The sequence below is a fragment of the Myxococcales bacterium genome, assembly GCA_012517325.1.
Taxonomy (GTDB): Bacteria; Lernaellota; Lernaellaia; order Lernaellales; family Lernaellaceae; genus JAAYVF01.
Genome location: JAAYVF010000113.1, coordinates 34,854 through 54,560 on the forward strand (window position 1 = coordinate 34,854; position 19,707 = coordinate 54,560).

A 19,707-nucleotide genomic window follows, 5' to 3' on the forward strand; every position below is an offset into this window, starting at 1 on the left:
TTGCCGGAAAGCGGGAAGCGAGAATGCGGCCCGCCGCGTGGATGATCGGCGAACCGGCGGAAATTCAATCTGCTGATTGTCTTTCTTCGGCGGGCCGGGATAAACTCGCGGCGATAACCGGAAGTTCCCTAGGAAATTTCGCGGACGCAAAAATCGAAGGCACGAAACGGCAATGAACGACGAGCAAAACTTCATCGCCCTGAATCCGGGGAAAAAAGCGCACCGGTTGCTTTTGGTGTGTTTTGTCTCTGGAAATATCTTGTTTCTGCCGCCGTCCTGGAGCCTGCTCTATAAGATCAACCTCTTCTTTCACCCCTTGGCCAGCCTGATCGTCACGATCTGGCTGCTCAAAAACGTGGGCGCTTCCCTGCGCCCGCTGTGGGAGGAAAATCGCGCTTCCCGGATCAGAAAATGGGGAATGGTGATTGTTTTGGCGGCGGCGTTTTTCGCCGGTTGGTACAAATTGGCCCCTTCGCCGCGCCTGACCGCCGCTTATTGGGTGATTCTGATTTCGCTCTGGATCTGGCGGCGGAGCCTCGTGCTCAAGGTCGATACGCTGCTGTCGATTTCCGCCGGTTGGTACGTTCTGGCCGCGTTGTCCGGCCTGATTTTCATGGCCGGAGGCGGCGGGCGCAAACTGATCGTCTTTCTGTTGCTGCACCGCCTGTCCAGTCTGTTGGTGCTGGCCGGTTATGCGGGTTTGGTGTTCCGGCAACGCCGGCGTGGCCCCGGCGCCTGGGGAAAAACAGGGCTCCGCGCCCTGCAAATCGGTTGGCCGGCGCTGCTGTTTTTCTTCGTGATGGCCGCCGATTCCTCTGCGGGTCTGCCCAAGCTGGCCAATCGCCTGCATCTTTCGACGCTGCCCCTGGAAAAGCGGACGGCGGATGAGCAAGACCGGATCGCGCAAAGCGGCCCGCAATACCGGCGCTACGTCGAAAAAATCGACTCGTGCGGCAAGGTGCCGGGTTGCCACCCGGCGATCGTCGACGACCATCGGATATCCGCCCACAACATTGCTTTGCGGACGCATCATTTTCAGAAAAACCTGCGGTTGCTGGAAGACGAGATCGGCGAACGGAACATTCCCATTTGCGCCGGATGCCATTATCCGGGTTTGCTGTTCGATCCGCAAACGAAGGTCCAGTCGTACTATGAAGCGGACGACATGGGTTGCACCTTCTGCCACCAGTTCACGGAGGTCGAGTTTCCCCAGGATCCGCGGAAAACCTTCGTTACCCTGAAATTCCAGATGAACCATCTGGCCATGTTCGATCGGTACGAAAAGGACGCGATCAGCGGTTGGAACCGGCTGTTGATCAACTTGAATCCGACCGGTCACGGTGCGGTCTTCACGAAAAAACTGTACCGCCAGGACGAATTCTGCCAGGCCTGCCACCGCCTACAGATCCGCCAACAAGTGGAAAAGGAGTTCGAAAAACCCCGGTGCGCCGATTGCCACATGCAGCCGCGTTACGTCATCGGCGAGGAAGGCCGGCAACGCAACCATTTCTTCCCCGGCGCGAATCTGGCCCTGTTCACCACGGCCAATGTCCCCAAGGGATACGAGATCACCGAGCGCTACGCCATGGGCGATCTGCCGCTGACCCTCAAAGGCTGGGGAAGTTTCTGGGAATTGCGCGACCGGACGCACGGCGACAAATCGGTCTGGTTGCAGATGCGGATCATGCCGGCGGACGATCCCCGCGCCGGACAGCCTTTCCGGTTTTCCATCATCACGCTGAACGCCGGCATCGATCATCCGTTCCCGGCCGCGCCGCTGGATTTGATCGACGTCTGGCAGTCGGTCGTCGTCAAGGACGCGACCGGGCGGGCGCTTCTCACGATCGGCGAACTCCAGGAGGATTTCTCGGCCGACCCGGCCGCGCACCGGCTCGGCGGCGTCATGATGGGCTTGGACGGCAAGCCTGTCGAGCGCAACCGGGTCTGGCAGATCAAATCGAAAACGATCCGGCGCGATATTCCGTTCCACACCGATACGGTCGACGAGTATACCCTCGATCTGCCCGCGGATGTCGCGGGCCCGCTGGAAATTTCCGCCTGGTGGAACTATCGCAAGCTCAACCAGCGATTCGTGGATTGGGCTTATGGAACTTGGAATTTGCTGCCGATTCTTAGGATTGCCGAGATTCGGACGAGGGTGCCGATTCCGTCCCCTCAAACCGACCCGCCGCAAAACTGAGGCCGACGCCGGCCGACAGCCAGACCGCCAACAACCCCATGGCGAGGCGAAATCCGTAATGCGAGACGGCGGAACGCGCGAGAATCAACGTGATGCCTTGCGCCAGGAAGAACAATCCCAGCCAGCGGCTGGTCGCCGCCGCGCGGCGCCAATTGGTTCCCATGAACAAGCCGCCGCCCGCTCCGGCCAGCGCCGCCGCGAGCAGAAACCAAAGCCATTGTCCCGCGGTGAAATTGGCGGCGATTCCCGCGCCCAGGATCAGAGCGCCCAACAAAGCGCCGGCGCGGCGGTCGCGGGGAGAAAAGAGCAGGCCGATGACCAGGCCAAATGGGAAAACCAGGTCCGCCGCCGTCCAGAGCGGCAACGGCAACGGCGAGGTCAGGAGCGGATCGTGGCCGGCAATCAATGTCTGGCCGATGCAGACGGCGCCGCCGGCCAGAATGGCGGCCGCGCCGGCGCCGGCGGTTGAACGGCCAAGCGGCGCGAGCGCCCGCCAAAGCAGCCAAAGGAGAATCAACAAGGCGGGTATCTGCGCCAGGAGCAGCGCCGTTTCGAGATCGAAGTTGTGCAAGGGCTTGTCGTCGGTGAAAGCGTATCGCGGGTGAATGCGCGTGAACTCGATTTCTTCGAAATGCGTCGCGCGCTTGATTTTTCGCACGGCCTCGTCCAGCCGCGCTTTGTTTTTCGAGGCGAGGACGATGAAAATCGGATTTCCGGAAAGCGGGTAGTTGGTAAAGGTCACCCAGAAGACGTGCGAATACACGTCGGCCGGCAGGTTGGCGATGAAATGCTTGCCCTCGTCGGCTTCCGTGCTGCCCCAATCGAGCATCCACAAACCGTCGGGCGCGAGGCGCCGGGAGAAAATCGTCGTCAGCGCCTCCCGGGTCATCAGGTAGTTTTCGACGAAAATCCCGCTGCGAGGCAGTAGGTAGAGCTTGGTGCCGATGCCGTTGTAGAAGATCAGGTCGTAGGTTTCGTCCAGTTGTTCGATGTTGGTCCGCAAATCGCCGAGCAGCACGCGGTTGCCGGGTCGGTGGAAGAAGCCGCCGTTGAATTCGGTCAACCGGTCGTAGAGCGGCCGGCCGAGCGCCGCGTCGAATTCCAGCGCGGTCCACGCGGCGGGTTGTTGCTGAAGTCGCTCCACCAGCAGCGGGTAATCGCCGACCGAGCGGCCGACGATCAGCCCGCGCTTGACCGGCTGGCCCTCCAAAATGCCGTTCATCAGGTAAACCAATTGGCGGGAGATGTTTTCCAGATCCTTGCAGAGGTAGTTCATCATCATCCCGTCGGCGACGATGCCGAGGCAGCGGTCCTGGTCGAAGGTGATGAAATCCGCTTTGACGTCGTAACCCCATTGGTGGTGAATCCGCTGCACGGGCTGAATGCCCCAGACGAAAAATTTGGCGTCGCTGATCTGCAGGGAGCCGAAATACAGCACCGCCAGGCTGACGATGCCGGCCAGCGCCAGCCGCGGGGTCAGCAGAATGGCGGCGCAAAGCGCCAGCGCGGCGGCCAAAACGAGCAGATGGCTTACGGGCAGCGCCGCGGTGGCCGCCAGCGCGCCGAGCGCGCCCCCCGAGAAAAACAGGAGCGCGGCCGGTTTGAATTTCGCGCCGGTGAAAAGCCGGCCGGCGCGTTGGCCGAGATAAAAATGCAGCGCTCCCGAGCCGAGGAAGAAGACGAGCAGCGCCACGGCGTGCCAATCCCCGTGCCGGGGCAGCGGATAGGGATAATAGGCGAAACCGATCAGGGCGATGGAGGCGAAATCGCGGTTGAAGATGGCGGCGCCGCAGGTCGCGACGATCAGAAAAAACAGCAGCAGGCTTTGCCGGGCGCGCAGCGGATTTTTCACTTGTCCGCAAGCGACGAACCCGCTGCCCAACAAGCCAAGGTTCAGCGCCAGCAGTGGCACCGAAAAGAGGTTGACCACCATCCGCATCTCGATCGTTTTCATGACCGCCGCCGAGAGGGCGAAGATCGCCAGACCGGCGAAGAAGAGGCGGAAGCCGGTGAAACGGGCGGTAGCGGCGGGCGCGTCGGTCACGATCATCAGCCAACCTTTCGAAAACGGCGCGGCCGGACGAGGCGCGCCAACGATCGCCGCAAGTCTAGCATCCGATTCCCGGTAGCCGCAAATCGTCGCGGGGCGGCGCCGCATTTGGCTTGACGGTATTTTGACCGATCCTCTATACTTTTTCCGCCCAGCCACCCCGATCCGGACCGAGAAAAAATTGAACGACAGCCCCCGGACGATGCCTGACCGGAAGTTAGCCTCGGCGAAGCCGTGGGCCGGTTGGCTTTTCCTGTTTTTCGATCTGCTCGCTTTCAACGCGCTGTTTTATTGTTTTTTAAAGTCGCTGCTCTTTTTGCCGCTGGGTTATTCCGGCCCGGCCGCCGTTTTAACGTGGGGCGCTTTGTTCACGCTGGAACTGTACCTGGCGAGCCGGGTCCGGCTGTTGGGCAAACGGCTTTCGCTCGGCGGTTTTTTCGCGCAGGCGGCGCTTTTTCTCGGCGTGGCCGGGGTGGTTTCCCTACTGGCGCGGATCACGCCCACCGGGGTCGATACCGACTGGTCGTGGCTGGTCCCGGAAATCATCAAGACGCCGCTCTGGTTTCGGATGTTCGCGAAAAATTCCTGGTTGTTTACCGGCGCCGTGAGCGCCGTCATCCTCGGTCTGATGTGGACCGCCGTCCGCTCGCCGCGCAGCCGGTACCTCCGCGTCATTCCGCTCGCGGCGCTGCTGCTGGTCGCCTGGAGAATCCGGATCGCCTTCGGCGAAACCGAAAAAGACGATCCGGTTTTGTACCTCGTGTTTTTCGCCGGGCCGGTGCTGGTCTTCGCCGTTCTCTGTTTTTTCCGCTGGTATCGGCTGGCGTTTCGCGCGGCGCCGATCATGTTGCACCTGTTGCTGGTCGGCCTCAATTACATCGGCGTGTTGCCGGTGAATTCCGTTTACGATTGGGTGCCGTCCCATGACGGCGGCAAGTCTTACGTCGAACGACTGCCCGGCGCGACGCGACTGTACGCGCCGACGCCGCAAGAGGCGCGGACCTCGTTTCTCTTTGCGCGCCGGATTTTTCCGGTCGGCGAGCGCCTGATTTTCAGTTACGGCCCGATGGGCATGACCGGTATTTTTTCGCTCGACCTGAAGTCCGGCGCGGTGAATCGCGCGACGCTGGCCGGACTGGTGCGCGACTTGAAGCCTTCGCCCGATGGCCGGACGCTGCGGGGCGTGAACTGGCAGGAAGCGAAATTTATCCTGTTGAATGCCGAAAATTTGCGGCCGGAATGTGCGTGCGACCTGAATCCGTTTCGGCTGAAAACTCCCTGGGAAGCCGAGTTCGACGGCGATCGGGCGTACATCTCCAACGTCACGTTTCCGATTTTGACCGAGCTGGCCGTCGGCGAGAATCAAAATCCCTGCGCGCTGACGCTGCGGCGCACCATCGACTTTCACGCGCAGGGCTATACGCGTTTCACCGACGGCGCCTTCGACATTTACGTGGATGCGGCGCGCCGGCGGCTCTATCTCCTGGTGGGCATGCTCGGCGGCGAATACCAGATGGGATTGGTCGAAGTGGACCTCGACGAGTTTCGCGTTTTGCGCGACCTGCGCCTGCCGGCGGGCACCGCCATTCTGCCGGTGCCGGAAAAGGGCACGCTGCTTTTGCCCAGCTACTACTACGATCGCCTGTTCGAGGTTTCACCGACGGAAATGAAAGTCCGGCGCGTTATCGCAGCCGACCCCAGCGTTTTTTCCCTCGCCTTCGATCCGCAACGAAACCGGATTTACACGGCTTCGCGCACGACCGGCAAACTGGCGGTGATCGACTACGACAGCGGCCGAACCTTGAAACACGTGCCGATCGGGGCCAAGCCGGAAGCGCTCTACCTCGATCGCGCGGCCGACTGCCTCTATCTCGGCAGCCAGGCCGGCATCATCCGCATCGATCTGGCGGCTTTTCTCGACGCCGCGGCGCAATAATAGAAATTCAATTCGCGGGGGGCGCGGGCTCCGGCGCCGGTCGCCGCTTCATCACCAAGAGGCGGTCGCCGAGGTATTGCTGCTCGAAGAGCGGCGCGGCGCGATCGGCGATTGCCGCGAGGTTTTCCCGTTGGCCGGTGGCCACCAGGTGCGAATAGCGCCCCGCCGCCTGCGGATCGTCCAGGTGCCACAAGCGCGTCACTTCCGGCAGCAGTTCGGCCTCGCGGCGCACCCGGACGATGCCCGTGCCGAACAAGGCCCGTAAATAGCCGCCGTGCCGGATCACGATGCAGTACGGCAGGTAGCGGTGCGGGTTGACTGAATTGGGGTAGGCGTAAGGGTCGGCCAGCTTGGCGCGGTAGCTGCGGTTTTCGCGGAAGTGAAAATGCGAATCGGCCAGCACCAGCATGCGCGAATCCCGGCCGATCAACCGTTCCAGTACATTCAGATCCTGGCGATCCACGGCCGCCGCCTGGAACCACCACGCCGCGTTCCAGAGCAGCAACGCCCCGAGGGCGGCGGCCAACCGGCGGAACCGGCGCGGATCGAACGGCCGGGCGGGCAGAATAGTCGCCGGCAGAATCAGCAGCGCGGCGAAGATCAGGCGTTGGCCCGGGCGCAGCAGTTCGTAGATGCGCGTCGGCGCGGCCAGGCCGATCGCCAGTAGCGCCGCGGCGGTCCAGGCCCAGGGCGAGCGCCAGTCGATCCGCCGCTTCCACGCGGCGTAGCACACCAGGCCGCCGACGGTCAGGATCGTCGCGGCGTTGATCGCCACGTTGATCCACACCGCCCAGTTCGGCGTCAGCGGGTAATAGCTCGAGGCGATCGCCCACGGCCCGACCTGATACCACGTGTAATAAAGCGGATTGTGAAACGCGTAGTGAAACCAGAACTGCCCCGCGCGCGACTGGGCGTACCAAGCCAGGCCCAGCAGCGACGGCGCGAAGGAAACGACCAGCGACCCGTAGCGCCGTCCGGCGCGCCGGTAAGTCAGGACGGCGTAAATCAGGCAGCCCAGGCCGAGAATGGCGAAGGCCAGGAAGTGGCTGAGGTAGACGGCGGTCGCCAGCAGGAGGAACGGCGGCCAATGGCGAAGCGGTTTTTCGCCGTGGCGCCGCAACCAGCCGAAAGCCAGGAAGACGAGCGCCAGTCCGAGGATGAAATTGAAGAACCCCATCAGGAAAAAATGATTGGCCGCGTACAGCGGCGCCAGCAGCTCGGCCGCCGGATAATCCCGCTCGCCGGAGCGCAGGAAATAGACCAGCGCCGCGATCCACAAAAGCAGGTAGGCCGCGTAAACCACCGCCGCCGCGGTGAAGACGGGCAGGATTTTCGCCAGGCCGGCGATCAGCACCGTGCCCAGAATGTTGGGCACGGGACGCCAGATCACCTCGTAATTGCCGGTCCAGCCGGCCTGGGCGGGCGCGGCGATGATCTTCGCCTGCAAGACCCAATCCATCTGGTCCTGCAGCGGCGACACGTCGGTCAGCAGCGGCCAGGCGGCCACGAACAGCGCGAACGCCGCCAGCAGCCGGTTGCGCCGCCGCCGGGCGTCCCGCCGTTCGGTCGCGAGGGGTTCGGGCAGTTGATCCTTCATGGCATTTCCGCTTTTGCCCGAAAGCGGCGCGTCTGACAAGGCCGGCCGGTCGCCCGCCGATAAAAACTTGCGGTGATCGTCGCCTGTGGAGTAGGATGCGGGCAAAGCACCGGTGGAGGGATCATGCGAAAGCTGGCGCTGGTGGTGTCGGCGTTGCTGCTGGTCGGCCTGACAGGCGCTTTGGCCTCGGCGGCGGAAAAGAATTTCGGCCTGGGCGTCAAACTCGGCTATCACAATTTCGTGCGCTACAACCCGACCGACGATCCGGACGGCGACGGCGCGCTCGAGGACGGCGAAATCGACTACGCCATCGATTCCGGCGCGTTCGACGGCTTCACCTTCGAGACCGATTTCGAATACAAGTTTTCGCCGCACTTCGCCCTGGGCGGCGGGTTGCAATGGTACGGCGCCAACGTCAACGTCGACGCGGTCGCCGACCAGAGCCGCGTGCAGGGCGACATCGCGATGAGCATCACCGGCCTGACCGTGACGCCGAAGTTCATTCTGCCCGTGAACATCGTCAACCTTTACACCGGCGCGGGCCTGGGGCTCTACTGGCGTGTCATGGGCTCGTCGTACAAGGTCACCGACCAGTACGGCAACCACACCAGCGAATCCAACGCCGACAGCCAGGGGGCGCTCGGCTACCACGCCCTGCTGGGCCTGGAGATTTCCGTGCGCGACTGGATCGGCATCGTCCTGGAGGACCGTTTCGCCTTCGTGCACTTCAAGGGCCAGGACCCGGAAACCGATCTGGACGACAGCGACGCGGGCGGCAATACCGTCTTTCTCGGCACGAGGTTCCATTTTTAAATGCCCTCCCGGCCGCTTTTGTTTTGCGGAATCACCGCGGTCCATCCCACCGACCGCGCCCACTACCAGCCGCTGTGCTTTGCTTATCTGGCCGCCTACGCGCGGCGCCATGAACTGCCCGTCCGCGTGATCGTCGCCGCCACGGCCGCGGAGGCCGTCGCGGCCCGGCCCGATGTGATCGGCGTCAGCGCCAGCAGCGTCAACTGGAGCGCCGCGCGCCGCCTCGGTCGGACGCTGCGGGACGAACTGGGCGTGCCGGTGCTGGCCGGCGGGCCGCACATCAGCGCGCTGCCGGAAACCCTGCCGCCGGAATTCGCCGCCGCCGTGCTCGGCGAGGGCGAGGAAACGTTTCGCGAGCTGCTGACGGCCTTCGCCGCGCGCGGCCGTTGGCCCGCCGAGGACTTGCCGCGGATCGCGGGGCTGGCCTACCGCGACGGCGCGACGGTCCGCCGGACGCCGCCGCGCCCGCCGATCGCCGATCTGGCCGCCGTGCCGCCGCCCGACCGTTCGGTGTTTCCGGATCACGGCGCGCAGGCGCACCTGATGTCGAGCCGCGGTTGCCCGTACAACTGTCGATTCTGTTCGAGCCGAAGCTTCTGGGGCGGCTGGCGCGCCTTCCCAGTGGCGACGGTGCTGGCGGAGGTCGAGGATCTGGTCGAACGGCGCGGCGCGCGCGAAATCCACTTTTTCGACGATCTGTTCGTCGCCGATTATCCCCGCCTGGAAGCGATCGCCGCCGGGCTCGAAGCGCGCGGCTATCCGGGGCGGATCGAATTCTCCTGCGCCATCCGCGCCGAACTGGCGAGCGAACCCGTCTTCGCGCAACTGGCGCGGCTCGGCTGCCGCCGCCTGACCTTCGGCGCCGAAAGCCAGGCCCCGCGCATCCTGCGTTGGCTCAAGGGCGACGCGGCAAATATCGGGGCCAACCAGCGGACCCTCGACCTGGCCCAACGCCACGGCATCGCCTGCCGGCCCAGCTTCATCAAGGGATCGCCCGGCGAAACCGGCGACGAACTGCTGGCGACCTACGACTTCCTGCTGCGCGGCATCCGCGAGCGGCGCATCGACTATTTCGAGGTTCATTGCCTGACGCCGTTTCCCGGGACGGCGGTCTGGGATCTGGCGCGCGCGCGCGGGCTGGTCGGCCCGGAGATGGATTTCGACGAACTGCGCACGCCGTGGGAACGGCTTTACCTCAACGAGGCGATGCCCAAAACCAGCTTCTATTTTTTCGAGAACCTCACGCAAACCGGAACGCGCTGGCTCGGATTGAGCCGGCGGCGGCTGGTCGGCCTGATCGATATTTCGCACGGCGTCGACCGGCTCGCGGAACTGCAACAAGCGTTGACGGAAAGCCGTTTTCTCGACGAATGGCGGGCGATCGTCTTTCACGGCGACGTCGATCCGCGGGCGGTGGACATCGCCGGTTTAACGGCCGGCGGGCGCGAACTGCTGGCGCCTTACCTGACAACCGACGACCCGGCGCTGTTGTTCGTCTATCTGCGGCCCGAGGAAGGGATCGACGTGGACGCCCTGCGCCGCATCGTCTGGAGTCATTTCGACCGCGACGCCGATCTGACCCTGCACAGCGCCTTCCGCCATTTCGCGCCGGCTTCGCCGTTCGAACGGTCGCTCGCCGTCGGCAACCAGCGCGGCCTGCGCGCCGGCCTCGAGGCGTTTACCGGCGCCGCCGGCGCGCTGGAGCGATTGCGGCAAAGCGGCCTGCGGATCGAGACGTACCGGCCCGACGACGACCCGTTCACGCCGCGCTCCCTCGCCGCGCATTATTTCGCCGCTACGCTGGCCCGCGATTTTCGCATCGATCGGCCCAGGGCGGGCCGCGAACGGCAGTGGGCCGCCGTCGAGGAGCGCATCGTCACCGACGCCGCCCAAATGCAGGAACGCGCCGCCGCCGGCCGGCGGCCGACGCTGGCTGCGGCCTGCCGGGCGGCCTGGCGGCGGTTGACCGGTCCCGGCCGTCGGAGTTGACGATGGCCGGGCGCCGGGCGCTGACGGAAAAGTGGGGCGTCGCGGCGCTGTTCGGCCTGGCGCTGTTCCTGCGTTTCTGGCGGCTCGCCGCGCAGAGTCTCTGGGACGACGAGGTCGCGACGTTCCGCGCCGCCGCGCTGTCCCTCCGGCAAATCTGGACCGACATTCCGCTCATCGATTCGAATCCGCCGCTCATCTACACGGTGTTGCATTTCTGGCGGGCGCTGGGCGAAAGCGAGTTCACCTTGCGCAGCCTGCCGGCCTTGCTGGGCGCGATCGCCGTACCCGTCGCCTACCTGGCCCTGCGGCGGCCCTTGGGGCGCGCGGCCGCCGGCCTCGCGGCGTTTTGGCTGGCCGTCAACCCGCTCGCCGTCTATTGCGGGCAGGAGACGCGCTACAACACGCTGGTGACGCTGCTGGTGCTGCTGGCCGTCTGGGCGCTCACGGCGACGCTCGCCGCGCCCCGCCGCGCGACGGCGCTGGGCCTGGCCGTCGCCGCCTCGCTGGCGATGTACAGCCACTATTTCTCGTTTTTTCCGCTGGCGGCGCTGGCGCTCTTTTTGGGGTTGTCGGCCGCGCGGTTGCGGCGTTGCGAAGGGCGGAACGCGACGGCCGAAACCCGGCTGGTTTGGCTCGCCTATTATTCGCGGTCGGCGGTGACGCGATGGGAGGCCCTGGCGGCGCGCGCGGCCTATCGCGAGGCGATCGGCCGGCAGTGGCGCGGGCTCGCGCTGGCGGCCGGCGCGCTCGTGGCGGCCGCGCTGTCGTTCGCGCCGTTTCTGAAGTTTTTCACCATTCAGTTGTTGCGCGGCGTGCATTGGCGCGAGTCGTTAGGTACGGCGGAAGTGCTCGAGCGCGCGGCGGTCTGGACGTTCGTCGGACATAGTGTAACGGCGCCGCCGACCTTTTTCGCGGCGTGGAACCCATGGTTCGCCTTGCATCCGGCAAGGCATCTGGCCCTGCTGTTCGCGGCGGTGCTGCCGGCGATTGCACTGGCCCTGTACGGCATGACGGCACGCCGCGACGGTGCGCGGCCCTTGGCCTTGCCGGTGCTGGCGCTGGCACCGGTGGCCGGCGTCACGGCGCTCAGCCGCCTGACGCCGATCTTCGATCCGCGCTACCTGTTGCCGCTGGTGCCGTTCTGGCTGGCCGCGTCGGCGGCCGGGATGGTCGAGCTGTGGCGGCGTCGCCGGCGGGTGTTGCCGGTCGTCGCGGCGCTCTGGCTGCTGTCGCTGACGGCGCTGAGCCTGAAGGATTACTATTATTCGCCGGCGCATTGGCGGCAGGATTGGCGCGGCCTGGCGGCTCGCGTCGCCCGCGAGGCCGAGCCGGACGCCGCCGTGCTGTTTTACAATTTTTACACTTCGCTGGCGTTTCTGCATTATTACGAAAAAGCGCCGGCCCGGCCGCCGGTGCAGTACCTGTACGTGCTGGAGGAGCGCTTCGGGCCGCTCGACGACCGGCGCCGTCGCGTCGCGCAGGTGCTCGACGGCGTCGCGCGCGAATCGCGCCCGGTGTGGTTGATCGACTACCACGGCTACATGGACGATCCGTACGACGACGTGCGCCAGGGCTTGCGCGCCCGGCAGTATGCGCTGCTCTTGCGCGAGTGCCGTCTGCCCGGCTTGTGGCGGTATTGCCTTGAACGCTGGGTGTTCGGCGAGTCGCGCCGGCTGGCCGCGCTGGCTGACGATTTCGATTTCGAAACCCGGCCGCCGGTCGATTGCCAACTGGCCGCCGGCTGGTATCCCGGCGAAGGCCGCCGCTGGATGGGCGAACGCGCGGAACTCCTTTTTCGGCGACCGGCCGGCCGGGCGCGGCTGCGGCTGCAATTCTTCGTCAACCAGGATTATCTGCGCGGGCCGCTGACCCTGCGCGTCGCCGCGGCCGGGCAACCGATCGGCGAGGTGACCGTGACCGACACGCGCGACGTGGTCTGGACCAGCCCGCCGTTCGCGGCGCCGCCCGGCGACGAACCGACGATCCGCTTGTCGCTGGCGGTCGATCGGGTGTTCGTTCCCGATGATGTCCGGCACGACGGCGACCGCGCGGCGAAAAGCATTCTCGTCAAAGCGGCGGCCTTGGAGGCGGCGGATGAATAAGCGGGTGCTCGAGGCGGTGATCGGCGTGGGCCTGTTCGGCGCGGCGGCGGGCCTCGGGCTTTATCACGGCGCGGTGCGCGGCACCTGGACCGACGAGGCCGCCACGGTCTACCTGCTGACCAAGTCGTGGGGCGAGATCTGGCGCATCGCGGTGACGCACGACGTGAACCCCTTCGGCAGCTATTTGTTGTGGCGGCTCTGCCGGCTGGGCGGCGATTCGCTGTTTTATCTGCGCGGGTTGTCGGCGCTTTGTTTCGCGATCAGCACCGTGTTGCTGTACCGGCTCGGATTGCGGGTCGGCCGGCGGGCCGCGGCGCTCTGGGCGGCGCTCTTTTTCCTGGCGACGCCGCTCGCGCAGTTCCTGTCGGCCCAGGTTCGTTACCCAATGTTGCTGACCGCCGTCGTCCTGGCGTCGGCGCTGGCGCTGCTGCGGCTCGTCGAAACCGGCCGGACCGGCGCCGCCGTCGCCTGGGCGCTGTTCGGCGCGGCCTCGTTCCACGTGCACTACTTTGCCGGGTTCGTCTTGCTGGCCGAAGGATCGTTCGCGCTGTTGGCGGCACGGCGCTCGCCTTGGCGAAAAAAGATTTTCCTGGCGGCGGCGGGATTGGTTGCCTTGATTTTGCCGTGGCTGCCGGTGCTGATCGGCCAGCTCATCGGGCGCGAGGCGGCCGGCGGCGGCGAACCGGTGCGCTGGACCCTCTTGTCGCCGTTGACGCTCGTTTATCTGACGCAGGGTTTTCACTACTGGCAGTTGCCGCGCTTCTGGGCCGATCGGCTCGCGCCGCGCGCCGATTATCTGCCGCTCGTTTTGGCCTTGCCGTTTTTAACGGCGCTTGTTCTGGGCTCGTTGCCTGGCGGGCGCGAGCCGGACAAACGCCGGTTGCTGCTGTGGCTGGGATGGGGGCCGATGGCCGCGTTTTTAGCCGTTTCGCTGGTGTTGCAATTGTTCAGTCCGCATTATTTTCTGCCGTTTCTGCCGTTCCTGACGCTGCTGGCCGGCAACGGTTTGACCTGGCTTTGGGCGCGCTCCAAGACGGCGGCGGGCCTGCTGGCGGTGGCGGTGACGGTCGTCACCCTCGGCGGCGCAGCGGAGTTGTGGCAGCACCCTAATTGGCCCGAGGGGTGGCGGCCGATCGCGCGGACGATCGCCGCGGCGGCCGCGCCCGGCGACGTGGTCGTGCTGCCGAATCTGCCGGCGCGCCTCTGCTACTCGCTGGAAAAGCGGGATTCGCTGCCGGTGTTTCACCTGACGCAAGGTACGCCGGGACGGCAGATCGTCGCGCCGCGGGCGGCCGCGGAGGCGATGGCGGCGCTCGCCGCGCGGTATCGCCGGGCGCTTTTCGTGACCTACTATCCGTCGCGTTTCGATCCGACCGGAGCGGTGGCGCGCGAGGCGGCGCGGCAAGGCGCCACGGTCACGCCCGTGCCGGGATTCGCCGATCCGCGGGTCGGGCTGCAATTCATCTATTTCCGTTCGCCTTTCGAACCGGGCGGCATGGCGCCGCAAATCCGCTTCCCGGCCGGCGCCCAGCACCCGCTGCAACTGGCGGCAGGGTTTTATCCCGATCCGGCCGCCGAATGGTGGACCGCCGGCGAGGCGCAGGTGTTGTTGCCGCGGCCGCCCGACGGCGCGCGCCTGGAGATCGACGCGACCGTGCCGTTGACCTTGTTCGATTCGGCGCTGCCGACGATTACGGTTGCGATCAATAGCCGGCCGGTGCCGACGCTGGTTATGCCGGAAGGCCGCCTGCGACTCGGGCCGATTCCGGGCCCGTTCGCCGAACCGTGGGTGGTGGTCGATTTGTCCTGCCGTCCGACGTTCGTGCCCGATGTGCTGTTCCACGACGGCGACCGGCGGCCCAAGTGCCTGCTGGTCCGGTCGATCGGCTGGAGCCGCTGATGGACCGCGGGCTGCCGTACGACGCGATTTTCGGCGAACGCGAAGCGGCGCTGAAGGTGACTTTTTTAACCGGCCTGGCGTTGCTGCTGCGCTATTTATGGTTTGATGCTCAGCCGCTCTGGACCGACGAGGCGATCACCTGGGAGTTCGCGAAGACCGACTTCGGCGGCCTGCTTTTGCGGCAGCTTTACGACGCCAGCCCGCCCGGTTTTTACCTGTTGCTCAAGGCCTGGCTCGGCCTGGCGCGGTCCAACGAGGAGATGCGCTGGCTGACCGTCCTGCTGGGCGCGGCGACGGTGCCGGCGACCTACCTGCTCGGCGCCCGCCTAAAAAACCGCGCGGCGGGCCTGCTGGGCGCGTGGCTGGTGGCGATCAATCCGCTGCATTTCTATTACAGCCTGGAAGTCCGCTACCCGGTGCTGCTGACTTTGCTGCTGACCCTGCAAATCCTGCTGTTCGGCGAATGCCTCCGTGACGGCGCCCGGCGCCGCTGGATCGCCTGGAGCGCCGTGACCGCCCTGGCGTTGTGGGTCCAGTATTTCACCGGCTTCGTCGTCCTGGCCGAGGTCGTCTACCTGCTGCTGGATCGCGAGCGGCGGCGGTCAACCGGGCGCCTGGCTGTTTCGCTGCTCGCGGTGGCGCTGCTTTTCCTGCCGTGGTGGACGGAATTCACGCTGCAACTGACGCGCGGCAAACCGACGCGGCAGTTTTTCGGTTGGTTCGAGCGGCTTTTCCTCGGGCCGGCGTTCCTGACGCTCGGCGGATCGGAATGGAGCCTGCCCTCACTATTGGGCCGGCTACCCGACGACCGCGGCTATCTGGCTGTCGCGCTGCTCCTGATGGCGCCGTTCGCCGTTGCCCTCGGACTGGGCATCCGGCGGGAAAAGCAGGAGCGGTCGCGCTACCAACTGACGTTCATCGTCGCGGCGACCTTCGTCGCGTTTCTGGCCGCGGCTCAATTCCTGCCACTGTTCCGGCCGAAGTACCTGTTGCCGCTGCTGCCCCCGGCGGCGGTGCTGGCGGGCGACGGCCTGTCCCGGCTCGCCGGCCGGCGGCGATGGGCGGCATGGCTTCTGTTCCTGGCGATCTCGGCCGTCTCGCTGCACGGCGTCGCGGCGGTGGCCACCGATCCGCTGCTGGGCAAGGAACCGTGGCGGGAGGTGGCCGACCGGCTGGGTCGCGACGGGCGGGAGGGCGACGTGATCGCGGTGCCGAATCGCTATTATGCCCTGGCGCTGGAACTGGCGGTCGCCGATCGCTGGCCGATCGTTTCAATCGTGGGCGACTCGCCGTACGAGCAGCTGGCGCGTCCGGACCAGGTGGCGCGGATCGCCCGGCGCCTGTTCGCGCGGGCGGAACGCGTCTGGTACATCGATCACGATTGGCGGTTGTTCGATCCGCGCGAGGTCGTGCCGGCGACCCTCGGCGAGATCGGGCGGGAGGCGACGCGGCTTGTGTATCCGCGCGGACGGCATTTTTCGTTGCGGCTGTTCGCGCGCGACGAGGCGGCTGCCCGCGACAGTCGGAGCGGCGTCGTCGATTTCCAAACCGGCGATTACACGCCGGAGCAGTCGCTCGACGGTTGGTCGCCGGGCCCGCCCGGTTTTCGCTGGCTGAGCGAAAGCGCGGCGGTGCGGGTGACGCGCCGCTGGGGCGAGGATCTGGCGTTCGCCTGTTTTTACGTCCACCGGCCGTACTTTACGGACGGCCCGCCGACCTTTAGGTTGTGGGTCGACGAGCAGGAGGTCGCGGCGCGCCGGGTGGACGAAAGCGATCTGATCTGTCTGGAAGGCATGCTCGGGCCGGCCGCGCGCGAGCGGCGCGAGGTCGTGCTGCGCCTGACGACGGACCGGACGTTCGTTCCGGCGGCGGTCCGGGGCGACGGCGACCGGACGCCCCGGAGCGCCCTGGCGGCGCGGCTGGGATTGCACCGCACGGGATTTTGTTGGGAGAAGCCATGAAACGCATCGTTTTTCACCTGGTCAGCGGCCCCGACGATTTGCGGGATTACGCCCCGCTGGGGTTCGGCTATCTGGCGGCATTTCTGGACAAGATGGAGTTCGCGGCGCGCTGCACGGTCGAGGACGATCTGGAAGCCATCCTGGCTATCAATCCGGACGTGATCGGCCTTTCCTGCGCCTCGCAGAATTACGGCCTGGCGATCGAACGCGCGCGACTCTTGCGGCAACGCACCGGCGCGAAGCTGGTTTTGGGTGGCGCGCACATCTCCTGTCTGCCGGAAAGCCTGGATCCGGCGTTTCATTGCGGCGTGGTCGGCGAGGGCGAGGACACGTTTCATCACCTGATGCGCGTGCTGGAAAAAACCGGCGACCTGGCGCCCGCCGATCTGGCCGAGGTTTACGGCTTGGTCTATTGGCGGGACGGCCGCCTCGTCCGCACCGAGGACCGCGCGCCGATCGACCCGCTCGATTCCGTCCCGCCGCCCGACCGGTCGATTCTGCCGCCGGCGCGGTTGACGCACCTCATGACCGGCCGCGGCTGCCCCTACGACTGCCGGTTTTGCGCCAGTAACCGCATGTGGGGCGGTTATCGCGGCTTCAGCGCCGAGCGCGTGGCCGCCGAACTGATCGATTTGATCGAAGACGGCCACCGGCGCATCTACATTCACGACGACCTGTTCGTCGCCGATCCGTACCGCCTGATCCAGGTGGCCGATATCCTCGAGGAAAAGGAACTGCTGGGCGCGGCCGAACTCAGTTGCACCGTCCGCGCCGACCTGGTGGACGACGACCTGTGCGAGATTCTCTTTCGCCTCGGCGTCACCGCGGTCACCTTCGGCTTCGAAAGCGCCGACGACGACACCCTTGAACGCTTAAACAAGCGGCAGACGGTCGACCAGGCGCGCGCGACCCTGGCCACGCTCGACCGTTACGGCATCGAATGCGCCGTTTCGGCCATCGTCGGCGAACCGGAAGAAACGCTGGAATCCATCCGCGCCACCTATCAGTTCCTGGCCGACGAGGCGGTGCGCGGCCGGCTTTCCGAGGGCGAGGTGAATATCCTGGCGCCGTTCCCCGGCACCGAATATTGGGACCGCGCGGTGAAGCTCGGCCTGGTCGGCGACCCGCTAAAATTCGATTGGTCCCGAGTGGGTTCGCCGTGGCGCGGGCTGTTGCTCAATCCGCTGATTGCGAAGGAGGCGGCGCGTCTGATCGGTTGGGATCATCGCCTGCGGGGGATTTTCGCGGCGCTGGCGCGGCCGTTGGTGTTGCTGGCGACCGACGAGGCCGACCTCGATCTGGACATCGATCCGCGGCTGGTCCGGGCGATTTTCCTGTTGTCCGATGAGGAAGGCGTCGCGGAAGTGGTTTCGGAGGGCGAGGTGACCCTGCTGCGATACGGGCCCGACGAATTTCTCGACGAGTTGGCCCGCCTGGCCGACGAATACGGCGACTCGCCCCTGGTGCTGTTCGCGCCGGAACCGGAGCAGGCGACGATGGCGGTCATCCGCGCCTGCAAACTCGGCGCGACCCTGCTCGGCAAACCGTTCGTGCGATCGCGCACCGGCGAGTTTCCGCTGATGGCTCGTTTGCAAAATGCGCTCGGCCTGGGCGGCGATCCGTTTCTCAGCCTCGTGGCCGGCGATGATGAATTCCTGCCGGAGATGGCGATCGCGGAACCGGCCAAACTGCGCGAATTGCCTTACAGCGACCTGGCCAAACCGGTTCCGCATACCGAGGATGCCGTCAAGCTGCTCGATCGGTATGCGGCGGAACTGCAGGCGCGCCGCAAGGAAGCCTTCGAATCCGCGATGCGAGAGCAGGAAAAAATCCGTCCGGTTCCTTCCGAGGAAGAAGAATACGAGGATGATATAGAGGAATTTTAGCTAGTTATAAATAAATTCATCCGCCTTCAATCATTTCTGTAAAGTATCCGCCGCCCTGTTCCGATTAGAATATATAGAAGATATAGAAGGGGGTGGATGAAAATGTCTCTGCTTCAGGCAATCAATAATGCGGTGTCGGGCATTCGTGTCGCCGGCGTCAGCGCCGAAAAAGCGGCCAGTGGGATTTCTCAATTTGGCATCAGCTCCAAGCAGGATACCATGCCGCAAGACATAGTGTCCTTGAAGATCGCCAAGGCTTCCGTCGAAGCGGATGTTGCGGTCGTGCGCAAAACCCAGGAAATGCATCAGGCTTTGCTCGATCTGGTGGTGTAAAAGCCATCATTTACCGGCTTTAAATTTCTTTAATACCCAATGAAAAAAATGTTTAAAAATGGACAGGATACTTCTGAACCGTTTATCCAATGTTTGATCATAATACTTGACTTTCGTTTCGGTTCTTATTCTATTATCCGGCGAAAATTCAGTACTTATTGTCATTGAACTTAAGTTATCATTAATTCTTTTATTTTCAATTATCAACTCAACATCATCGGAGATCATTTGTTTCCGCATTTTACTAAAATAGTCGGCCTCTTTGCAATAAGGCCCAATTTCGTTGTTGGATAAAAATATTGTGTTGTCAGAATCATTATTAGAATCAGGATCTTCCTCTTTTTGACTTATCATTTTAGTTCGGTCTTCAATACGGGAAATGCCGTCTTGTTTCGAAGTGAAAAAAAACTTCGATTGCTCTTCTTCAATCCGGCTTTTCCTGGTCATTAGTCTATTCTCCCGCGCTCACTTCGACATTATCTTTAATCAGCATAAATCCAGAAAAAATAGTAACGAAAACACGTCCAAATCCAAGGATGGATAAATAGCCAATGGTGTTGGATGAAAAAGCAAGAAATATCGATTGAATGAAACGAATGAAAAAGACATATTCAATCATTTCTGGTGTTGTCAAGAATATTTTCCCTTTTCAGTAATCGTGTTTTCTACTAAAGCTAGACCATGTGGAATGGGGACAGACTATATTGTACATCCAGGTGGTAAAAGGATAATTGGGGATTTAGCCGTGCGGGTTAAAGTGAATATATTCAGACAAGACAGATAGGTGATAGATATGAAAACATACTGACCCCCTTTGAAGGCGAGACACCTGATAGAGTGATGTTGGGTCGTGTTGCGGTTGCGACGGACGGAGGCCGGAGGCCGACGGGAGCCGCAACCGCGACGGCCGCACCACCCGGGGGTATCGATGTCCAAGGAA

At 64.2% G+C, this 19,707-nt stretch carries 13 protein-coding genes; 9 read left to right on the forward strand and 4 right to left on the reverse strand.

What is annotated here, in order from left to right; all coding sequences use genetic code 11:
* Positions 1–172: 172 nt before the first annotated feature.
* Positions 173–2,200, forward strand: a complete 2,028-nt coding sequence (locus GX444_19065) for a hypothetical protein (protein ID NLH50681.1) — start codon at positions 173–175, stop codon at positions 2,198–2,200.
* On the opposite strand, the gene GX444_19070 is transcribed toward GX444_19065, so the two are convergent.
* Complete coding sequence (locus tag GX444_19070) at positions 2,133–4,250, reverse strand: hypothetical protein (protein ID NLH50682.1); 2,118 nt, start codon at positions 4,248–4,250, stop codon at positions 2,133–2,135. The two genes, GX444_19065 and GX444_19070, sit on opposite strands and share 68 nt — an antisense overlap.
* 181 nt (positions 4,251–4,431) lie before the next feature.
* Here GX444_19070 and GX444_19075 point away from each other — a divergent pair, with 181 nt between their 5' ends.
* Positions 4,432–6,186, forward strand: a complete 1,755-nt coding sequence (locus GX444_19075) for a hypothetical protein (GenBank protein NLH50683.1) — start codon at positions 4,432–4,434, stop codon at positions 6,184–6,186.
* 7 nt (positions 6,187–6,193) lie between these two features.
* On the opposite strand, the gene GX444_19080 is transcribed toward GX444_19075, so the two are convergent.
* Positions 6,194–7,783, reverse strand: coding sequence for a hypothetical protein (locus GX444_19080; GenBank protein ID NLH50684.1), 1,590 nt, complete (start codon positions 7,781–7,783; stop codon positions 6,194–6,196).
* Between the two features lie 123 nt (positions 7,784–7,906).
* On the opposite strand from GX444_19080, the gene GX444_19085 reads away from it, so the two are divergent.
* From GX444_19085 to GX444_19115, 7 genes are all read left to right on the forward strand, one after another.
* Positions 7,907–8,596 (forward strand): outer membrane beta-barrel protein, encoded by a 690-nt coding sequence (locus tag GX444_19085; protein ID NLH50685.1) that lies wholly within the window; start codon positions 7,907–7,909, stop codon positions 8,594–8,596.
* Positions 8,597–10,585, forward strand: coding sequence for a B12-binding domain-containing radical SAM protein (locus GX444_19090; protein NLH50686.1), 1,989 nt, complete (start codon positions 8,597–8,599; stop codon positions 10,583–10,585).
* 2 nt (positions 10,586–10,587) lie between these two features.
* A complete protein-coding gene (locus tag GX444_19095) occupies positions 10,588–12,687 on the forward strand; it encodes a hypothetical protein (protein ID NLH50687.1) in 2,100 nt (699 codons plus the stop codon).
* On the forward strand, positions 12,680–14,587 hold the full coding sequence (locus GX444_19100) for a glycosyltransferase family 39 protein (protein ID NLH50688.1): 1,908 nt from the start codon (positions 12,680–12,682) through the stop codon (positions 14,585–14,587). The genes GX444_19095 and GX444_19100 overlap by 8 nt, the downstream gene beginning before the upstream one ends.
* Complete coding sequence (locus tag GX444_19105) at positions 14,551–16,548, forward strand: hypothetical protein (GenBank protein ID NLH50689.1); 1,998 nt, start codon at positions 14,551–14,553, stop codon at positions 16,546–16,548. Before GX444_19100 ends, GX444_19105 begins: the two co-directional genes overlap by 37 nt.
* Entirely contained in the window at positions 16,545–18,434 is a 1,890-nt protein-coding gene (locus GX444_19110; GenBank protein ID NLH50690.1) for a B12-binding domain-containing radical SAM protein, read from the forward strand. Before GX444_19105 ends, GX444_19110 begins: the two co-directional genes overlap by 4 nt.
* A gap of 96 nt (positions 18,435–18,530) precedes the next feature.
* Positions 18,531–18,767: a hypothetical protein gene (locus GX444_19115; protein NLH50691.1), complete on the forward strand. Its 237-nt coding sequence runs from the start codon at positions 18,531–18,533 to the stop codon at positions 18,765–18,767.
* Positions 18,768–18,773: 6 nt separating this feature from the next.
* On the opposite strand, the gene GX444_19120 is transcribed toward GX444_19115, so the two are convergent.
* Complete coding sequence (locus GX444_19120; protein ID NLH50692.1) at positions 18,774–19,214, reverse strand: hypothetical protein; 441 nt, start codon at positions 19,212–19,214, stop codon at positions 18,774–18,776.
* 4 nt (positions 19,215–19,218) lie between these two features.
* On the reverse strand, positions 19,219–19,401 hold the full coding sequence (locus GX444_19125) for a hypothetical protein (protein ID NLH50693.1): 183 nt from the start codon (positions 19,399–19,401) through the stop codon (positions 19,219–19,221).
* Positions 19,402–19,707: the final 306 nt, after the last annotated feature.